Source organism: Stenotrophomonas sp. STEN013, from assembly GCF_056760355.1.
In genome coordinates this window covers 87,843-103,726 of sequence record NZ_JBRREO010000007.1, presented here as the reverse complement: position 1 = coordinate 103,726, position 15,884 = coordinate 87,843, and the positions used below count along the sequence as shown (strand labels likewise).

Below are 15,884 nucleotides of genomic sequence, written 5' to 3'. Positions count from 1 at the left end.
TGTGGTGGGGGGGTTTCTGATCGCGCTCCCGGCCGTTCTTCACGGCGGCGGGGGGGGCCTTCGGGGGGTTTCTAAGCCCCATACCCCCGCCGGCGCCCCCCCGGGGGGGGCGTCGCTCTGTCGGCGCCGGCACCCGGCGCCCACGTGAACGGAGTCCACTGTGAACCTGCGTGACCTCAAGTATCTGGTGGCGCTGGCCGAGCACAAGCACTTCGGCCGCGCCGCGGCGGCGTGTTTTGTCAGCCAGCCCACCCTGTCCACCCAGATCCGGAAACTGGAGGAGGAACTGGGCGTGTCGCTGGTCGAACGGGCGCCGCGCAAGGTGATGCTGACGCCGGCCGGGCGCGAGGCGGCGATGCGGGCGCGCAGCATCGTGGCCGAGGTCGAGCAGATGAAGGAAGCCGCCCGCCGTTCGCGCGACCCGGAAGCCGGCACCGTGCGGCTGGGCATCTTCCCCACGCTGGGCCCGTACCTGCTGCCGCATGTGATTCCCGGCATCCGCGAACGCTTCCCGCAGCTGGAGCTGCTGCTGGTGGAGGAAAAGAGCGACGTGCTGCTGGCGCAGCTGCGCAACGGCCAGCTCGACGCGGCGCTGCTGGCGCTGCCGGTCAACGACGAGCAGCTGCACACCGAGTTCCTGTTCGAGGAACCGTTCGTGCTGGCCGCCCCCGAAGGCCATCCGCTGGCCGCCCGCACCTCGCTGCGCCTGGATGATCTGGCCGAACAGCGCCTGCTGCTGCTGCAGGACGGTCACTGCCTGCGCGACCAGGCACTGGATGTCTGCCATCTGGCCGGCGCGCTGGAAAAATCCGAATTCCAGGCCACCAGCCTGGAAACCCTGCGACAGATGGTCGCGGCCAATGTCGGCGTGACCCTGCTGCCGATGCTGGCGGTGAAGCCGCCGGTGGCCCGCTCACCCAACATCCGGCTGGTCCCCTTCGACGGCACGCCGCTGCCCAACCGCCGCATCGCCATGGTCTGGCGCCGCAGCTCGGCCATGGCCGCGTTCCTGCAGAAACTGGCCGCGGTGTTCAAACAATTGCCGGCCGGACTGCTGTGCGCCGACCCTGACTGAACAGGCGTCCAGACTGAATCGCGACCCGGCCTGCATTGCATCCGGGCCTGAGCGGCCCCATGATCGTTGCAGGGTCGCTTTCTGGCCCCCGATACCAGCACAATAGTGCCCGGGCGGCGTCGACAAGACGTCGCCTTTTGCTTGTTTTTTCACCAGATAAGGAATATCCCATGACCAGCCACAGCGGTCTGCCGCCGTCGATCATCGTTTCCGTCCGTGACATGGCCCGCCTCGAGGCCCTGCTCGATTCCCCGGCCCTGAGCCGGCACCCGGCCGCCATCGCCCTGTCCCAGGAGCTGGAGCGCGCCCAGGTACTGCCGCCGGAAGAAATTCCCGAAGGCATCGTCACCATGCATTCGCGCGTCGACTGCGAAGACGAGCTGAACAATGAAACCCATTCCCTGACCCTGGTCTATCCGCACGAAGCGGATTTCGACAAGGGCCGCGTGTCGGTGCTGGCACCGGTCGGCAGCGCCCTGCTGGGCCTGGCCATTGGCCAGACCATCGACTGGACCGCCCCGGGTGGCCGCCAGCTGCGTCTGCGCGTGACCGCCGTCCACTACCAGCCCGAAGCCGCTGGCGACATCCACCGCTGAGCGCCCCGCGCCGGCACCGCTGTACAGGAACATGCAATGACCCAGGCCCCCTCCAAACTCGCCCAGCTGCGCGAACTGTCCGTCGTCGTCGCCGATACCGGTGATTACGAGGCGATCAAACGCCTGCAGCCGGTGGACTGCACCACCAACCCCACGCTGGTGAGGAAAGCCCTCGACCTGCCGGTCTACGCCGGCCTGATCGAGCGCGAATTGCAGTGGGGCCGAGCTCAGTCCGGTGACGTGCAAGACGTGGCCAAGGCCGTGGTCGACCGCCTGACCGTGGGCGTGGGCACGATGCTGGCCGAGCTGGTCCCGGGCCGCGTCTCCACCGAGGTCGATGCCGACCAGGCGCACAACACCGAAGCGACGATTGCCAAGGCGCGCGAGTTCATCGCAATGTACGAGGCGGCCGGCGTGCCGCGCAGCAAGGTGCTGATCAAGATCGCCGCGACCTGGGCCGGGGTGGAAGCCGCGCGCGTGCTGCAGGCCGAAGGCATCGACTGCAACCTGACCCTGATCTTCAACCCGACCCAGGCGCTGGCCTGTGCCGAAGCCGGTGCGTTCCTGATTTCACCGTTCGTCGGCCGCATCCTGGACTGGTATGTGGCCAACGGCCAGACCCCAGCCAGCATCGACGAGGACCCGGGGGTGAAGTTCGTGCGCGGCGTCTACGCCGAGTTCAAGCGCCGCGGCTCGCCGACCGTGGTGATGGGCGCCTCGTTCCGCTCCACCGCACAGATCGAGGCGCTGGCCGGTTGCGACCGCCTGACCATTTCCCCGGATCTGCTGGAAACGCTGGATGCCGATTTCGGCGAGCTGCCGCGCAAGCTGGTTGCTGGTGCTGCGGAAGCGGTGAATGCCGCCGCGATCGACCAGGCCCGGTTCGACGCCGATCTGGCCGCCGATCCGATGGCCACCGAAAAGCTGGCCACCGGTATTGATGCGTTTGCGAAAGATCTGCAGACGCTGCGCCAGCGCATCGCCGACGAACTGGCCCGCTGAGTCCAGGCAACACGCTGCATCAAGGAGCGGTGTGGGTTGCGGCGACCTGGCTGACAGGTCCGCGCGCAGCACACATCGCTTTTTGTTTGCCCGCTAGAAAATTCCCAGTTCCAGCCCGGCTCCCAGCAGCGCGCCCAGTTCATGGCCCCGCGCCAGCTGCTCTGCAGGCAGCGTCTTGGCCGCGTTGATCGCCTCGGCGGTCTGCGCCTGTGTGCATACCCGCAGCGGTTCGGCCACTTCGCGCAAGCGCAATCCCAGCGCGATACGGCGCAGCTGGGCGATGGTCGGATAGCCGTCGGAACCGGCGCAGACCAGCAGCGCATACGGCTTGCCGTCGCAGCGGCCCAGCAGCGGGTAATAGCTGCGATCGAAGAAATCCTTCATCGCCCCGCTCATCGAGGCCAGCGTCTCGGGCGTGGCAAACAGCACCGCATCGGCGCTCAGCACATCCTCAGCGCCGGCCTCGGCCGCGCGCAAGGAACGCACCTGTAACGCATCCCCGGCCGCCTCGTGCGCGCCGGCGGCCACCGCTTCCACCATCGCCTGCGTGGCCCCGGTGAAGGAATGCCACACCACCAGCAGCTGGCGCGGCGCCGCGCCCATCAGCTCACAGGCCCAGCCCGAGCGGGCAGCTCACGCCGGTACCGCCGATGCCGCAATAGCCGCCCGGATTCTTGGCCAGATACTGCTGGTGGTAGTCCTCGGCGTAGTAGAACGGCGGCGCCGGGAACGCGATCTCGGTGGTGATCGGGCCATAGCCGGCCGCGTCCAGCTGCTGCTGGTAGGAATCGCGGCTGGCCAGCGCCAGTTCGAGCTGCACCTGGCTGTGGCAGTAGATCGCCGAGCGGTACTGGGTGCCGGTATCGTTGCCCTGGCGCATGCCCTGGGTGGGGTCGTGGTTCTCCCAGAACGTGCGCAGCACCTTCTCCAGCGACACCTGCGCCGGATCGAACACCACCCGCACCACCTCGGTGTGCCCGGTCAGCCCGGAGCAGACCTCCTCGTAGGTCGGATTCGGAGTGACGCCGCCCTGGTACCCGGCCGCGGTGGTGACCACGCCCGGCAGCTGCCAGAACTTGCGCTCGGCGCCCCAGAAACAGCCCAGGCCCAGGTCCAGCACGTCCAGACCGCTGAAGTCGGCCTGCAACGGCTGGCCGTTGACGAAATGCACGTTGTGCAGCGGCAGCGGCGCATCACGCCCCGGCAGTGCCTCTTCCGGACGCGGCAGCCGCTGTTTGAACGCGCCGATCCCCAACAACCCCTGGCCGATTCCCAACATGTCCACTCCTCAGGCCGGGAGGAATCCCGGCGCTTCATCGTTATCACCAATGGGGTCAGCAGGACCTTCGTCCAAGCCCAGCGCGCTGACGATCGCCGCGGCCTCGGGCCGGGCCGAATCGGGCACACACACGCGCAGCACGCCAAACAGCGGCAGCTCGCCGCCAGCGCCCAGCAGCGATTCGCCGAACACGAACGCCGGAATCCCCACATCCTCCAGTGCATGCTTGACCAGATGCGCGTCGAACAGGTTGTTGGTCTGGTAGATCAGTTGCATCGTCCTCTCCGTTCCACGTGGCCGGCGCAGCGGTGGCCACCAGCCGTCCGGTTTCCCCGGCCGCACGCGGCGCCCCCGCAGCCGTCAAAGGGCGCCCCGACCGGGGTGAACACCGCATCGACGATGCCCAACCCGCCAAACCCGAACGCACCGCCCGCCCCGCCGGCATATCGCAACCGCAGCGACCGGGTCGCGCGGTGCTTGCTGCCAATCACCAGCAGGGAGCGATCCATGGACTTTCCGTGGTGGCGGGAAGCTCCAGCATAGGCCTTCCCGCGGCAGGCGGCGGCCGGCTCGGCTAAACTTGCCGTCTCCCAAAACCGCTGTGCCTCCATGTCCGAGAACCTGCATCCCACCGCCGACGCCACGCCGGAGAACGCTCCTGCCGAAAAGCGGGACTTCATCCGCCAGATCGTCCGCGAGGACCTGGCCAGCGGCAAGCACACCGCGATCAAGACCCGCTTCCCGCCCGAGCCCAACGGCTACCTGCACATCGGCCATGCCAAGTCGATCTGCCTGAACTTCGGTATCGCCGGCGAGTTCTCCGGGGTGTGCAACCTGCGCTTTGACGACACCAATCCGGCCCGCGAAGACCCCGAATACGTGGCCGCGATCCAGGACGACGTGCGCTGGCTGGGCTTTGAATGGAACGAGCTGCGCCATGCCTCCGATTACTTCGAGGCCTATTACCTGGCCGCCGAGAAACTGATCCGCGACGGCAAGGCGTTCGTGTGTGACCTGTCGGCCGAGGAAGTGCGCGCCTACCGCGGCAACCTGACCGAACCGGGCCGCAACTCGCCCTACCGCGAGCGCAGCGTCGAGGAAAACCTGGACCTGTTCCGGCGCATGCGCGCCGGCGAGTTTCCCGATGGCACCCGCACCCTGCGTGCCAAGATCGACATGGCCAGCGGCAACATCAACCTGCGCGACCCGGCGATCTACCGGATCAAGCACGTCGAGCACCAGAACACCGGCAACGCGTGGCCGATCTACCCGATGTACGACTACGCGCACGCCCTGGGCGACGCGCTGGAAGGCATCACCCACTCGCTGTGCACGCTGGAATTCGAAGACCACCGCCCGCTGTACGACTGGTGCGTGGACAATGTCGACTTCGCCCATGACGACGCGCTGACCCAGCCGCTGGTGGACAAGGGCCTGCCGCGCGAAGCGGCCAAGCCGCGTCAGATCGAGTTCTCGCGCCTGAACATCAACTACACGGTGATGAGCAAGCGCAAGCTGATGGCGCTGGTCACCGAGAACCTGGTCGATGGCTGGGACGACCCGCGCATGCCGACCCTGCAGGGCCTGCGTCGCCGCGGCTACACCCCGGCGGCGATGCGCCTGTTCGCCGAGCGCGTGGGCATCTCCAAGCAGAACTCGCTGATCGATTTCAGCGTGCTCGAGGGCGCCCTGCGCGAGGTGCTCGACAGCGCCGCGCCGCGCCGCATGGCGGTGATCGACCCGCTCAAGCTGGTGCTGACCAATCTGCCCGAGGGCCACGCCGAAACGCTGACCTTCAGCAACCATCCCAAGGACGAGAGTTTCGGTACCCGCGAGATGCCGTTCGGCCGCGAGCTGTGGATCGAGCGCGAGGACTTTGCCGAAGTCCCGCCCAAGGGCTGGAAGCGGCTGGTACCGGGCGGCGAGATCCGCCTGCGTGGCGCCGGTATCGCCCGCGTCGATGAGGTCATCAAGGACGCCGACGGCAACGTGGTCGAGCTGCGTGGCTGGCTGGACCCGGAATCGCGTCCGGGCATGGAAGGCGCCAACCGCAAGGTCAAGGGCACCATCCACTGGGTCAGCGCGCAGCACGCGGTGGAAGCGGAAATCCGCCTGTACGACCGCCTGTTCTCGGTGGAGAACCCGGATGACGAATCCGAAGGCAAGACCTACCGCGACTACCTGAATCCGGAATCGCGCAAAGTCGTCACCGGTTACCTCGAGCCGGCCGCGGCCGGCGCCGCACCGGAGCAGTCGTTCCAGTTCGAGCGCACCGGCTACTTCGTCGCCGACCGCCACGACCACACCGCGGCCAAGCCGGTGTTCAACCGCAGCGTGACCCTGCGCGACACCTGGACCGCCGGCTGAGTTGCATGGACCGGTCACCGCCCTGACGCGGCGACCGCTTCCTATGCCGCGACGGGGCTACCATGGCCCCGTCCTGGAACAGGAAGCCGCCATGGTCCGTCTGCCCGTCCTGCTCATTCTGCTGCTGTGGGCGCTCGCCGCCTGCAGCGCCCCGGCCACCACCCAAACCCTCCCGGCCCGTCCCCAGGCCTCGTCACCGCCTGCCGTGGTTATCGACCGCAGCTGCCGCGGTGACGCCGATTGCACGGTCAAGAATGTCGGCAACTGCTGCGGCGCGTATCCGGCCTGCGTCAATGTCGCCAGCCCGGTCGATCCGGCCGGGGTTCAGGCGCGCTGTCAGACACAGGGCATGATGGGCGTGTGTGGCTTCACCGAAATCCAGGGCTGCCGCTGCATCCAGGGCCAATGCCGGAGCAATCCGGCCCCGGCCGATGCACTGCGCCGCCCGCTCACGACCAACCCGGAAACCGACCACTGATGCTGTACGCGCAAGTCCACCTCACCCTTCCCGCCTGGATCCACGAAGCCATCGACAGCGAGCGCGCCTATCCCGGCGACGAAGCCAAGGTCGCCCTGGCGATCGAGCTGTCGCGTCTGAACGTGGAGGCGGAAACCGGCGGCCCGTTCGGCGCGGCGGTGTTCGGTCCAGATGACCGCATCATCTCCGCCGCGGTGAACCGCGTGGTGCCGCACAGCACCTCGCTGGCCCACGCCGAGAACATGGCCTACATGCTGGCCCAGCAGCGCCTGCAGACCCCGCGCCTGAACGCGGTGCTGTCGCCGGTCACCCTGGCCACCTCCTCGCAGCCGTGCTGCCAGTGCTACGGCGCCACCGTGTGGGCCGGCATCGACCGCCTGCTGATCGGCGCCAACTCGACCGATGTCGAGGAGCTGACCGCGTTCGATGAAGGCCCGCTGCCGGCCGACTGGGTGGGCGAACTGAACAGGCGCGGCATCGAAGTCGTGCAGGGCCTCAACCGCGAGGCCGCCCGCGCGGTGCTGCACCGCTATGGCCTGAGCAACGGCGCGCATTACTGAGCACGCCCTCCTGCCGGCGCCGCCCTCTGCCGCGCCGGCAACCCCCACCCCCGCATCCCCAAGGAATCACAATGACCGGCCTGCTGTGCTATTGCCGTCAGGGCTTTGAACCGGAACTGGCCGGAGAACTCACCCAGCGCGCGGGATTGGCCGGCATTGCCGGTTACGCGCGCACCCAGCGCAACGACGGCTATGTGGTGTTCGTCACCGACGACGCCGAAGCGCTGGACCAGCGCCTGGCCTGGCGCGAGCTGATCTTCGCCCGGCAGAAACTGCGGGTGCTGGCCGAACTGCCACAGCTGGACCCGGCCGACCGCATCACCCCGATCATCGCCGCGCTGGACGGCCAGCCGCGCTTTGGCGACCTGTGGGTGGAACATCCCGATTCGGACGCCGGCAAACCGCTGGCCGGCTTGGCCCGCAGCTTCGGCAATGCGCTGCGCCCGGCGCTGCGCAAGGCCGGCCTGCTCACCGACAAGCCCAACGGCAAGCTGCCGCGCCTGCACATCGTGTTCGTCGACGGCACCCACGCCTTCGTCACCGTCGCCGATACCCACGACAGCGCGCCGTGGCCGCTGGGCATTCCGCGCCTGAAACTGCTGCCCGATGCGCCCTCGCGTTCGGCACTGAAGCTGGACGAGGCCCTGCTGACCCTGCTCACCCCGGAAGAGCGCGAAGCGCTGGTCAAACCCGGCATGCGCGCGGCCGATCTGGGTGCCGCCCCCGGCGGCTGGACCTGGGTGCTGACCCGTCAGCACCTGAAGGTGACCAGCATCGACAATGGCCCGCTGCGCCAGCACGTGCTCGACACCGGCCTGGTCGAACACCTGCGCGCCGACGGCTTCCACTGGAAGCCGGAAACCCCGCTGGACTGGATGGTCTGCGACATGGTCGAACAGCCGCGCAAAGTGGCCGAACGCATGGCCACCTGGTTCCGCGAGGGCTGGTGCAGGCACGCCATCTTCAATCTCAAGCTGCCGATGAAAAAGCGCTGGGACGAGACCCAGCTGTGCCTGGACCTGTTCGCCGACCAGGCCGGCAGGCCGCTGACGATTCGCGCCAAGCAGCTCTATCACGACCGCGAAGAGATCACGGTGTTCGCCACCCCCGCGTCGCGGCGCTGAGCCGGCCACTGGCGTGGGCGCGCACGGTTGCCGGCGTAACCGCGTTCGGCAGCGCCTCACGCCTCTGGCACACTCGGCCTCCTGTTCTGAGGAGGTCGCCGCCATTTCCCGCATCGCCCTGTTTCGCCCCGCCGCCGCCCTGCTCACCTTCAGCCTGAGCGCCTGCGCTCTGGCGGCCACACCGGCATTCGTGGCCCGCGACCACGTCGCCGAGGGCGTTTTCACCGCCGGTATCGAAGGCCCGGCGACCGGCCCTGATGGCGCGCTGTACGTGGTCAATTTCGGCCGCGACGGCACCATCGGCCGTGTCGATGCACAGGGCAACGCCGAACTGTTCGTCGAATTGCCCGACGGCAGTGTCGGTAACGGCCTCCGCTTCGGCGCCGACGGCACGCTGTACGTGGCCGACTACCCGCGCCACAACATTCTGGCGATCGATCCGGCCAGCCGCGCGGTGCGCGTGTTCGCCCACCTGCCCGCCGCCCACCAGCCCAACGATCTCGCCGTGGCGCCGGACGGCACGCTCTACGCCAGCGATCCGGACTGGACGAAGGTCGACAACGGCCAGCTGTGGCGGATCGACCGCGACGGCCGCGTGCAGCTGCTCGAGGCCGGCATGGGCACCACCAACGGGGTGGAAGTCAGCCCCGACGGCCGCCGCCTGTACGTCAACGAAAGCGTGCAGCGCAATGTCTGGGTCTATGACCGGGATGCGGCCGGTGCGCTCTCCAACAAGCGCCTGCTGATCCGCTTCGACGATCACGGCCTGGACGGCATGCGCTGCGATGCCGCCGGCAACCTGTATATCGCCCGCTATGACGCCGGGGTGGTGGCGGTGGTCTCGCCCGAGGGCGCGCTGCTGCGCGAAGTGCCACTGACCGGTCGCAAGCCCAGCAACGTGGCCTTCGGCGGCGCCGATGGCCGCCAGGTGTTCGTCACGCTGCAGGATCGCGGTGCGGTGGAAACCTTTCAGGCCGACCAGCCCGGGCGTGAACACGGACAGCAGCCGGCCCCCCATCGCTGAACGCGGCGCCGTCTCAGCCTGCGCAACGGCGATCGGGCATGCTGCCGGCCATGGGAGAGAACCAATGCATGCGATCGAACTGAACGACCCGGCCGCTTTCGGCACCGAATTCCTGCGGCTGACGCTGCTGCAGGGCTTCCAGTCGCTGACCAAACGCGATCTGGAACTGCTGATCTTCATCCTGCTCGAACGCGATGGCGCGATCGCCCGCAGCGACTCCAACGCCACCGTGGCGCTGCGCTTGCGGGTCACCCCGGCCAAGGTCAAAGGACTGCGGCGCGACGGCTACGCGCGCTGGCGGGCGCTGGTGCCCGAGGAAGGCGACGCCGCATTGCAGCGCATCGTCGCCACGGTGCTGACCGAAGAGAATCTGCGCGCCGGCACCCGGCATGTCACCGAGCGCAGCCGCAAGGAGGGCTTTCTGGCCATCCGCATCGAACATCCCGACGATGCGCAGCGCTTCGAGCAGGCCATCCTCGAGGTCGGCGCCATTCCGGTGTACGAACGCAACCGCGAGGTGGTCGCGGTGCGTTTTGACACGCTGCTGAAGATCGCCGAACGCTGGAACTACCTGCAGCCCGATCCGCAGGCCACCCTCGCGGCGCTGGAAAAACTCGCGCCAACCGCCGAGGAAGTGGCCGAACTGCTGAAGAAGGACATCACCCAGCTGCGCTGGGACGATGTCCGCCGCGCGCTCAACAGTCTCGGTGCCAAGGCCATCGCCAGCACCGCCGAGGGCGGTCTGAAAGGCCTGCTGAAACTGGTATTCCCGTTCATTCCGGGCTGAAACGCGGCACCGCCTTTTTTGCAGTGCAGGGGCCGTTGCCTGCCGCAGATGGGCCCCACCGGCCACTCCACCAGGGCGTCATGCGATGCACAGGCCACCTCGGGTACTTGCCGCTGCGCGGCTCCCCAGCGCCAGGCCGGCAACATCACCCGCGCCGGGAATGGCGCACCGGTCCTGTGGACCTGCGCCGCCCGCATTCCCGCAGGGGCGGCTACCATAGCGACTTCGCCACGCTGGACCGCAACCACGGTGGCTTCATCCGCCGCGAGGACGCCAAGGCAACCCTCGACCGCGCGCGCGGTCGATACGCTCGACACCTCCACACCGGCCGCCCGGGCAAGGCGCCGCGGGACGGCCGGATGGAGCCGATCACGCAGGTGCGGAACGCGGGCACCGTTCCCCTATCGCGATGAGGTGTGCATGTTCCGGATTTCCTGCCTGTTGACGCTGCTGCTGGCCCCGCTTTGCTCTGCCCACGCGCAGAACGTTGCGCGGGACCCGGCAATCACTGCGCCACTGCGGTCCGACCCGTCGGCCAATGTGCGCCGCCAGTCCCTGGCCAGCGGCGAGGTCACCCACCAGGTGCAGGTGCGCACCACCCCGGACCAGGCACAGGTCATCGTCCGCTCGATCCAGCCCGACAGCGTGATCGGCGACTACCGCATCGACTTCGAGGCGCTGGATACCGATGGCGACGGCTTCATCAGCCGTGCCGAAGCCAAGGCCCATGCCACCCTGGATGCCGAGTTCAACGCACTGGACAGCAGCCGCAGCGGACGTCTGGACCGCGCCCAGCTGGCCGGCTGGCTGCGCTGAGGCCACGCCCCCGACGCGCGCTTCCAATCCTCGGTTGGACGGCGTCCGGGCCGCCCGCCGGAAGGGGCTTCGCCGCCGATGATCCAACGGCGGAGCCGGCTGTTGACTGCGCTCCCGGCAGGCGCAAGGCCGGCTAGACGCCGGCGGCGCGCTTCCACAGCATCGACAGCAGCGGCGGCAGCCGCCCGGCCAGGCCAAGCACGGTGCCGCGCGCCAGGGTCAGGTGCATCTCGTCGTTGGAGAACAGCGTGTTGATCGCATCGAAACTGTAGGCGGCAACCGTGTTCTCGCTGCGACGGGTGCGCGCCCAGCGTTGCAGGCGGTGCGGTGTGCTCCAGTCCTGCCGGCGCTGCCGGGCCTGACGCACCAGATCACGCAGCCCGGCCACATCGCGCAGGCCCAGATTCACGCCCTGCCCGGCCAGCGGATGCACCACATGCGCGGCATCGCCCAGGGTCAGCACGCGGCCGGCGACATAGGCCTTGGCCAGCTGCCGGCGCAGCGGGAACGCCGCACGCGGCGAGACCGGTGTCATCGGCCCCAGCCGTCCGGCGAAGGCGTTGGTCAGTTCGCGCCCGAACGCGGCATCATCCAGCGCCAGCACCCGCTCGGCCTCGGCATCGGGCAGGGTCCAGACAATCGAGCTGCGGTACTTTTCATACGGCAGCACCGCCAGCGGACCGGTATCCAGGAAGCGCTGCCAGGCGGTGGCCTCATTGGGCCGCTCACTGTCGACGTAGCCGACCACGCCGCGCTGGCCATAGTCGTGCCTGCTGACCTCCAGTCCGGCCAGCGTGCGCAGAGTCGATTCGCCGCCATCGGCGGCAATGGCGATGGCCGCTTCGACGCGGCGGCCATCGTCCAGGCGCAGCCGCACGCTGTGCGCGTCCTGCTCCATCGATTCCACCCGTGCCGGGCAATACACCTGCACTCCGGCCGCCGGCAACGCCGCCCACAGCCGGTCCACCAGCAATCCGTTCTCGACGATCCAGCCCAGCTCGCGCCGGCCCAGGGTGTCCGCATCGAAGGTGAGATCGCCGCCACCGGCGGCATCCCAGACCGACATGCGCCGGTACGGGCACACCTGCGCGCGCTCGATCTGTGCCCACACCCCCAGCGCCTGCAGCAGCGCGGCGTTGTCGGCGGCAAAGGCGAACACGCGCAGATCCGGCCGCTGCGGCGACCACGGCGACGGCTCGCGGCCTTCCACCAGCGCCACCTGCAAGCCCTCACCGGCCAGCGCCAGTGCGCAGGCCGCGCCAACCACACCGCCACCGACCACCACCGCATCCCATTGTCCACGCCGGCTCATCGCCCTTCGCTCCTGCACAGTTCCGGCACGTGGCCACGGAATCCCATCGCCCCGCCAACCAGGAACGACTGCACCGCACTGGCCTGCGCCGCCGCGACCAGCCCAAGGCTGCGCAACGGACGCAACAGCGGCGTGGCGTTGCTGGTCAGTCGCGCCAACCCGTCGGAAAAGGCCATGGTCTGTTCACGGTCCGGCGCACGCCGTTGCACGTAGGCCGTGAGCAGCGCATCGCTGCCCGGATCCAGCATGCCGTCGCCGATCAGCTCGGCCAGCGTCAACGCATCGCGCAGGCCGAGGTTGAAGCCCTGCGCACCCAGCGGGTGGATGGTCTGCGCCGCGTTGCCCAACAGCAGCGCACGCTCGCCCACCAGCCTCTGTGCCAGCACCTGGATCAGCGGATAGGCGCTGCGCGGACCGCTTTCCAGCAGGCGCCCGGCGCGCCAGCCCATCGCGTCCTGCACCCGTGCCAGCCAGGCCGCCTCGTCCAGCGCCATCACCGCCTCGGCCTGCGCGCGCGCCACGCCATGGACCACGCCGTAATGGCGGTCGCCACGCGGCAGCAACGCGGTCGGGCCGGTATCGGTGAAGCGCTCGTAGGCGCTGCCATCCGGCGGTTTGGCCGCACGGATCCGCGCCACCAGCAGGGTCTGCCGGTAATCGTGCTCGCTGACCTCGATACCCAGCGCCTTGCGCACCGCGCTGCGGGTGCCATCGGCGCCCACCACCAGCCGCGCGCGCAGGCGCTGCTCGCCGGCATCGCCGGCAATCACCACCTCGCGGCGGCCGTCAGCGCAATCCCCCAGGCCGACAAACTTCGCCGGGCGGTAGCGGGTCAGCTGCTTCAGCGCGCCCAGCCCGGCTTCCAGGGCATCACCGAAATCGCGGGCCACCACCACCTGGCCGAACGCCTCGCGGCCGTAGTCCTGGGCACGCATCACCACCCGGCCGAAATCACCGGCACGGCTGACATGGATGCGACGGATCGGCCCGCCCGGATTGACCAGCCGCTGCATCACCCCCAGCCCGGTCAGCGCGTTGACCGTGGCCGCGGCAAAGCTGAGGTTGCGCTGGTCAAACACCGCCGGCAGCGCGCCGGCGGGCGTGGCCTCGACCAGGCCCACATCCAGCCCCAGCCGGTCCAGTGCGATGGCCAGACTGGCACCGACCAGTCCGCCACCGACGATCACTACGTCATGGTTATTGCTCATGGCGCAATGATAAAGCGTTCGCTCCGGCGGTTCGCCGCGCCGATGCGGCGCCGCAACCGCAGCTTCCCGCCACAGCGGCTAGAATGGCCGTCTGATTAACGGAACCCGATCATCGACATGACCGCCAACGTCCAACGCGCCCTCATCCTGTCACTGCTCGTGCTGCTGATGGCCGGCACCCGCATCAACCATTTCGCACCGGTCCCGGATGCCTCGTGGGCGGTGTTCTTCATCGGCGGCTTCTACCTGCGCAGCTGGACCCGCCGGGCGTTCCCGGCGCTGATGGCGCTGGCCGTGGCCGTGGACTGGGCGGTGATTTCCAGCCAAGGCATGAGCTTCTGGCAGCACTACTGTGTCTCGGCCGCGTACTGGATGCTGATTCCGGCCTATTTCGCGATGTGGGCCGGCGGCATGCTGCTGCGCCGCGGCTACGCGGGTACCAGCTGGAAGTCGCTGGGCCTGCTGGCCGGCACCCTGATCGGCTCGGTGGCGCTGTGCCACCTGATCGCGCAGGGCAGCTTCTACTGGATCAGCGCCGCGGTCAGTGAACCGACCTTCGCCGGCTGGGCCAAGAACTACACCGACTGGCTGCTGCCGTACCTGCGCACCGCCGCCCTGTACACCACCGGCGCTGCCGTGGTGCAGGCACTGGTGGAGGTGGCCGGCAGGCAGCCGGCCGCCAACCGCGCCGCGCACTGAGGGCGCCGGACAATGGGCAACCGTCTTTCCAAGATCTACACCCGCACCGGCGACGATGGCAGCACCGGTCTGGGCGATGGCAGCCGCACCGGCAAGGATTCGCTGCGGGTCAACGCGTACGGCACCGTCGACGAGGCCAACTCGGCCATCGGCGTGCTGTTGGCCGTGCAGATTCCGGACGATATCCGGTCACTGCTGACCACCGTGCAGCACCAGCTGTTCGATCTGGGCGGCGAGCTGTGCATTCCCGGCCATGCCGCCATCCATGCCGCCGACATCGACGCGCTGGAACAGCACCTGGACCGCTACAACGACGACCTGCCGGCGCTGAAGGATTTCATCCTGCCGGCCGGCGGCGAAGGCGCGGCACGCTGCCATCTGGCCCGCACCATCGTCCGTCGCGCCGAGCGCGAGACCGTCGCCCTGGCCCGGGTGGAGGAGGTGCGCGGTGAAGCCGTGCGCTATCTCAACCGCCTGTCGGACCTGCTGTTCGTGCTGTCCCGTGTCCTGGCCCGTGCCGACGGCCATGGCGAAGTGCTGTGGAATCACGAGCGCCGTCGCGGCTGATTCCCGGCCCACCCTTCTGACGCCGCGCATTGCGCGGCGTCGACCGTTACAGTGCGGACATGCTGGTATTCACCCACCCCGCCTGCCTTGAACACAACCCCGGTATCGACCACCCCGAGTCGCCGGAGCGCCTGCGCGCGGTGATCTCCGCCTTGCAGGACGCATTCCCGCATCAGCTGCAATGGCGCGAGGCGCCGGCCGCCAAACTGGGCGAGCTGTCCGCCGTGCACAGCCGCGAGCTGATCGACAACATCCTGCAGGTGCAGACCGCGCCACTGCGACGCATCGACCTGGACACCTTCGCCTCTTCCGGCTCGGCGGGCGCGGCCGTCCATGCCGCCGGCGCCGGAGTGGCCGCGGTCGATGCGGTGATGCTGGAGCGCGACCACAACCGCGCCTTCTGCGCGGTGCGCCCGCCCGGGCACCACGCCACCGCCGATACCGCGATGGGCTTCTGTCTGTTCAACAATGTGGCCGTCGCCGCTGCCTATGCCCGCGACAAATACGGCCTGGAGCGCATCGCCATCGTCGATTTCGACGTCCATCACGGCAATGGCACCCAGGCCATCTTCGAAGCCGATCCGAAGGTGGCCTACTACAGCACCCACCAGTCCGGGCTGTTTCCCTACTCGGGCAACATGCGCGAACGCGGAGTCGGCAACATCTGCAACATCCTGCTGCCGCCGGGCAGTGACAGCTTCCGCTTCCGCAACACCTGGGCCGACGACATGCTGCCGCAGATCGACGCCTTCCGCCCGCAGCTGCTGCTCATCTCGGCCGGCTTCGACGCCCACCGGGGTGACCCGCAGGCCGACCTGATGGTCGAGACCGAGGATTTCGCCTGGCTGACCACCGAGCTGGTCACCATCGCCAACCGCCATGGCGGACGCCGGGTGGTGTCGATGCTGGAGGGCGGCTACGACCTGCAGGCCCTGGGCGAATGCAGCGTGGCCCATGTCGGGGCCCTGCTGGCCCCCTAGCCCACGCATG

The 15,884-nt window shown here is 68.7% G+C and carries 19 protein-coding genes; 13 read left to right on the top strand and 6 right to left on the bottom strand.

Annotated features, from left to right (window positions below):
* Positions 1 to 160 precede the first annotated feature (160 nt).
* From ACVOMH_RS13690 to ACVOMH_RS13680, 3 genes are all read left to right on the top strand, one after another.
* A complete protein-coding gene (locus ACVOMH_RS13690; protein WP_481552309.1) occupies positions 161 to 1,075 on the top strand; it encodes a LysR substrate-binding domain-containing protein in 915 nt (304 codons plus the stop codon).
* A gap of 170 nt (positions 1,076 to 1,245) precedes the next feature.
* Positions 1,246 to 1,671, top strand: coding sequence for a nucleoside diphosphate kinase regulator (gene rnk / locus ACVOMH_RS13685; protein WP_054660658.1), 426 nt, complete (start codon positions 1,246 to 1,248; stop codon positions 1,669 to 1,671).
* A 36-nt stretch (positions 1,672 to 1,707) separates the two neighbouring features.
* The gene (locus tag ACVOMH_RS13680; protein ID WP_481552308.1) at positions 1,708 to 2,673 is read left to right on the top strand and encodes a transaldolase; all 966 of its coding nucleotides are present in this window, start codon (positions 1,708 to 1,710) and stop codon (positions 2,671 to 2,673) included.
* A gap of 93 nt (positions 2,674 to 2,766) precedes the next feature.
* On the opposite strand, the gene ACVOMH_RS13675 is transcribed toward ACVOMH_RS13680, so the two are convergent.
* From ACVOMH_RS13675 to ACVOMH_RS13660, 4 genes are read right to left on the bottom strand one after another with little or no spacing between them, the layout of a single operon-like run.
* Positions 2,767 to 3,276, bottom strand: a complete 510-nt coding sequence (locus ACVOMH_RS13675; RefSeq protein ID WP_481552307.1) for a flavodoxin family protein — start codon at positions 3,274 to 3,276, stop codon at positions 2,767 to 2,769.
* Positions 3,277 to 3,280: 4 nt separating this feature from the next.
* A complete protein-coding gene (gene msrA, locus ACVOMH_RS13670) occupies positions 3,281 to 3,931 on the bottom strand; it encodes a peptide-methionine (S)-S-oxide reductase MsrA (protein WP_481552314.1) in 651 nt (216 codons plus the stop codon).
* Positions 3,932 to 3,961: 30 nt separating this feature from the next.
* Complete coding sequence (locus tag ACVOMH_RS13665) at positions 3,962 to 4,228, bottom strand: putative signal transducing protein (RefSeq protein ID WP_481552306.1); 267 nt, start codon at positions 4,226 to 4,228, stop codon at positions 3,962 to 3,964.
* Positions 4,219 to 4,461 (bottom strand): hypothetical protein, encoded by a 243-nt coding sequence (locus ACVOMH_RS13660; protein WP_481552305.1) that lies wholly within the window; start codon positions 4,459 to 4,461, stop codon positions 4,219 to 4,221. Before ACVOMH_RS13660 ends, ACVOMH_RS13665 begins: the two co-directional genes overlap by 10 nt.
* Before the next feature lie 100 nt (positions 4,462 to 4,561).
* Between ACVOMH_RS13660 and ACVOMH_RS13655 the strand changes: the two genes are divergently transcribed.
* From ACVOMH_RS13655 to ACVOMH_RS13625, 7 genes are all read left to right on the top strand, one after another.
* Positions 4,562 to 6,319, top strand: coding sequence for a glutamine--tRNA ligase/YqeY domain fusion protein (locus ACVOMH_RS13655; protein WP_481552304.1), 1,758 nt, complete (start codon positions 4,562 to 4,564; stop codon positions 6,317 to 6,319).
* A 91-nt stretch (positions 6,320 to 6,410) separates the two neighbouring features.
* Entirely contained in the window at positions 6,411 to 6,797 is a 387-nt protein-coding gene (locus ACVOMH_RS13650) for a hypothetical protein (RefSeq protein WP_481552303.1), read from the top strand.
* Complete coding sequence (locus ACVOMH_RS13645) at positions 6,797 to 7,357, top strand: nucleoside deaminase (RefSeq protein WP_481552302.1); 561 nt, start codon at positions 6,797 to 6,799, stop codon at positions 7,355 to 7,357. Before ACVOMH_RS13650 ends, ACVOMH_RS13645 begins: the two co-directional genes overlap by 1 nt.
* A 71-nt stretch (positions 7,358 to 7,428) precedes the next feature.
* Positions 7,429 to 8,481: a 23S rRNA (cytidine(2498)-2'-O)-methyltransferase RlmM gene (gene rlmM, locus ACVOMH_RS13640; protein ID WP_481552301.1), complete on the top strand. Its 1,053-nt coding sequence runs from the start codon at positions 7,429 to 7,431 to the stop codon at positions 8,479 to 8,481.
* A gap of 103 nt (positions 8,482 to 8,584) precedes the next feature.
* Positions 8,585 to 9,505 (top strand): SMP-30/gluconolactonase/LRE family protein, encoded by a 921-nt coding sequence (locus tag ACVOMH_RS13635; protein ID WP_481552313.1) that lies wholly within the window; start codon positions 8,585 to 8,587, stop codon positions 9,503 to 9,505.
* Positions 9,506 to 9,569: 64 nt separating this feature from the next.
* Positions 9,570 to 10,292 (top strand): hypothetical protein, encoded by a 723-nt coding sequence (locus ACVOMH_RS13630; RefSeq protein ID WP_481552300.1) that lies wholly within the window; start codon positions 9,570 to 9,572, stop codon positions 10,290 to 10,292.
* Between the two features lie 420 nt (positions 10,293 to 10,712).
* Positions 10,713 to 11,108, top strand: coding sequence for an EF-hand domain-containing protein (locus ACVOMH_RS13625; RefSeq protein WP_481552299.1), 396 nt, complete (start codon positions 10,713 to 10,715; stop codon positions 11,106 to 11,108).
* A gap of 133 nt (positions 11,109 to 11,241) precedes the next feature.
* Here ACVOMH_RS13625 and ACVOMH_RS13620 read toward each other — a convergent pair whose 3' ends face one another.
* Together ACVOMH_RS13620 and ubiH are read right to left on the bottom strand one after the other, a co-directional pair.
* Positions 11,242 to 12,420 (bottom strand): UbiH/UbiF family hydroxylase, encoded by a 1,179-nt coding sequence (locus tag ACVOMH_RS13620; RefSeq protein ID WP_481552298.1) that lies wholly within the window; start codon positions 12,418 to 12,420, stop codon positions 11,242 to 11,244.
* The gene (gene ubiH, locus ACVOMH_RS13615; RefSeq protein ID WP_481552297.1) at positions 12,417 to 13,628 is read right to left on the bottom strand and encodes a 2-octaprenyl-6-methoxyphenyl hydroxylase; all 1,212 of its coding nucleotides are present in this window, start codon (positions 13,626 to 13,628) and stop codon (positions 12,417 to 12,419) included. The genes ACVOMH_RS13620 and ubiH overlap by 4 nt, the downstream gene beginning before the upstream one ends.
* A 117-nt stretch (positions 13,629 to 13,745) precedes the next feature.
* On the opposite strand from ubiH, the gene ACVOMH_RS13610 reads away from it, so the two are divergent.
* The 3 genes from ACVOMH_RS13610 to ACVOMH_RS13600 are packed head-to-tail and all read left to right on the top strand — an operon-like array spanning position 13,746 to position 15,874.
* Positions 13,746 to 14,327 carry a hypothetical protein gene (locus ACVOMH_RS13610; RefSeq protein ID WP_054659135.1) on the top strand — a complete coding sequence of 194 codons (582 nt, stop codon included), beginning with the start codon at positions 13,746 to 13,748 and terminating at the stop codon, positions 14,325 to 14,327.
* 12 nt (positions 14,328 to 14,339) lie between these two features.
* A complete protein-coding gene (locus tag ACVOMH_RS13605; protein WP_054659133.1) occupies positions 14,340 to 14,894 on the top strand; it encodes a cob(I)yrinic acid a,c-diamide adenosyltransferase in 555 nt (184 codons plus the stop codon).
* Positions 14,895 to 14,953: 59 nt separating this feature from the next.
* The gene (locus ACVOMH_RS13600) at positions 14,954 to 15,874 is read left to right on the top strand and encodes a histone deacetylase family protein (RefSeq protein WP_481552296.1); all 921 of its coding nucleotides are present in this window, start codon (positions 14,954 to 14,956) and stop codon (positions 15,872 to 15,874) included.
* Positions 15,875 to 15,884: the final 10 nt, after the last annotated feature.

Excerpts from the sequence above, each read along its gene's own strand:
- rnk (WP_054660658.1), top strand. The coding sequence starts at position 1,246 with ATGACCAGCCACAGCGGTCTGCCGCCGTCGATCATCGTTTCCGTCCGT.
- ACVOMH_RS13680 (WP_481552308.1), top strand. The coding sequence starts at position 1,708 with ATGACCCAGGCCCCCTCCAAACTCGCCCAGCTGCGCGAACTGTCCGTC.
- ACVOMH_RS13675 (WP_481552307.1), bottom strand. The coding sequence starts at position 3,276 with ATGGGCGCGGCGCCGCGCCAGCTGCTGGTGGTGTGGCATTCCTTCACC.
- ACVOMH_RS13665 (WP_481552306.1), bottom strand. The coding sequence starts at position 4,228 with ATGCAACTGATCTACCAGACCAACAACCTGTTCGACGCGCATCTGGTC.
- ACVOMH_RS13660 (WP_481552305.1), bottom strand. The coding sequence starts at position 4,461 with ATGGATCGCTCCCTGCTGGTGATTGGCAGCAAGCACCGCGCGACCCGG.
- ACVOMH_RS13655 (WP_481552304.1), top strand. The coding sequence starts at position 4,562 with ATGTCCGAGAACCTGCATCCCACCGCCGACGCCACGCCGGAGAACGCT.
- ACVOMH_RS13650 (WP_481552303.1), top strand. The coding sequence starts at position 6,411 with ATGGTCCGTCTGCCCGTCCTGCTCATTCTGCTGCTGTGGGCGCTCGCC.
- ACVOMH_RS13645 (WP_481552302.1), top strand. The coding sequence starts at position 6,797 with ATGCTGTACGCGCAAGTCCACCTCACCCTTCCCGCCTGGATCCACGAA.
- rlmM (WP_481552301.1), top strand. The coding sequence starts at position 7,429 with ATGACCGGCCTGCTGTGCTATTGCCGTCAGGGCTTTGAACCGGAACTG.
- ACVOMH_RS13630 (WP_481552300.1), top strand. The coding sequence starts at position 9,570 with ATGCATGCGATCGAACTGAACGACCCGGCCGCTTTCGGCACCGAATTC.
- ACVOMH_RS13625 (WP_481552299.1), top strand. The coding sequence starts at position 10,713 with ATGTTCCGGATTTCCTGCCTGTTGACGCTGCTGCTGGCCCCGCTTTGC.
- ACVOMH_RS13620 (WP_481552298.1), bottom strand. The coding sequence starts at position 12,420 with ATGAGCCGGCGTGGACAATGGGATGCGGTGGTGGTCGGTGGCGGTGTG.
- ubiH (WP_481552297.1), bottom strand. The coding sequence starts at position 13,628 with ATGAGCAATAACCATGACGTAGTGATCGTCGGTGGCGGACTGGTCGGT.
- ACVOMH_RS13610 (WP_054659135.1), top strand. The coding sequence starts at position 13,746 with ATGACCGCCAACGTCCAACGCGCCCTCATCCTGTCACTGCTCGTGCTG.
- ACVOMH_RS13605 (WP_054659133.1), top strand. The coding sequence starts at position 14,340 with ATGGGCAACCGTCTTTCCAAGATCTACACCCGCACCGGCGACGATGGC.
- ACVOMH_RS13600 (WP_481552296.1), top strand. The coding sequence starts at position 14,954 with ATGCTGGTATTCACCCACCCCGCCTGCCTTGAACACAACCCCGGTATC.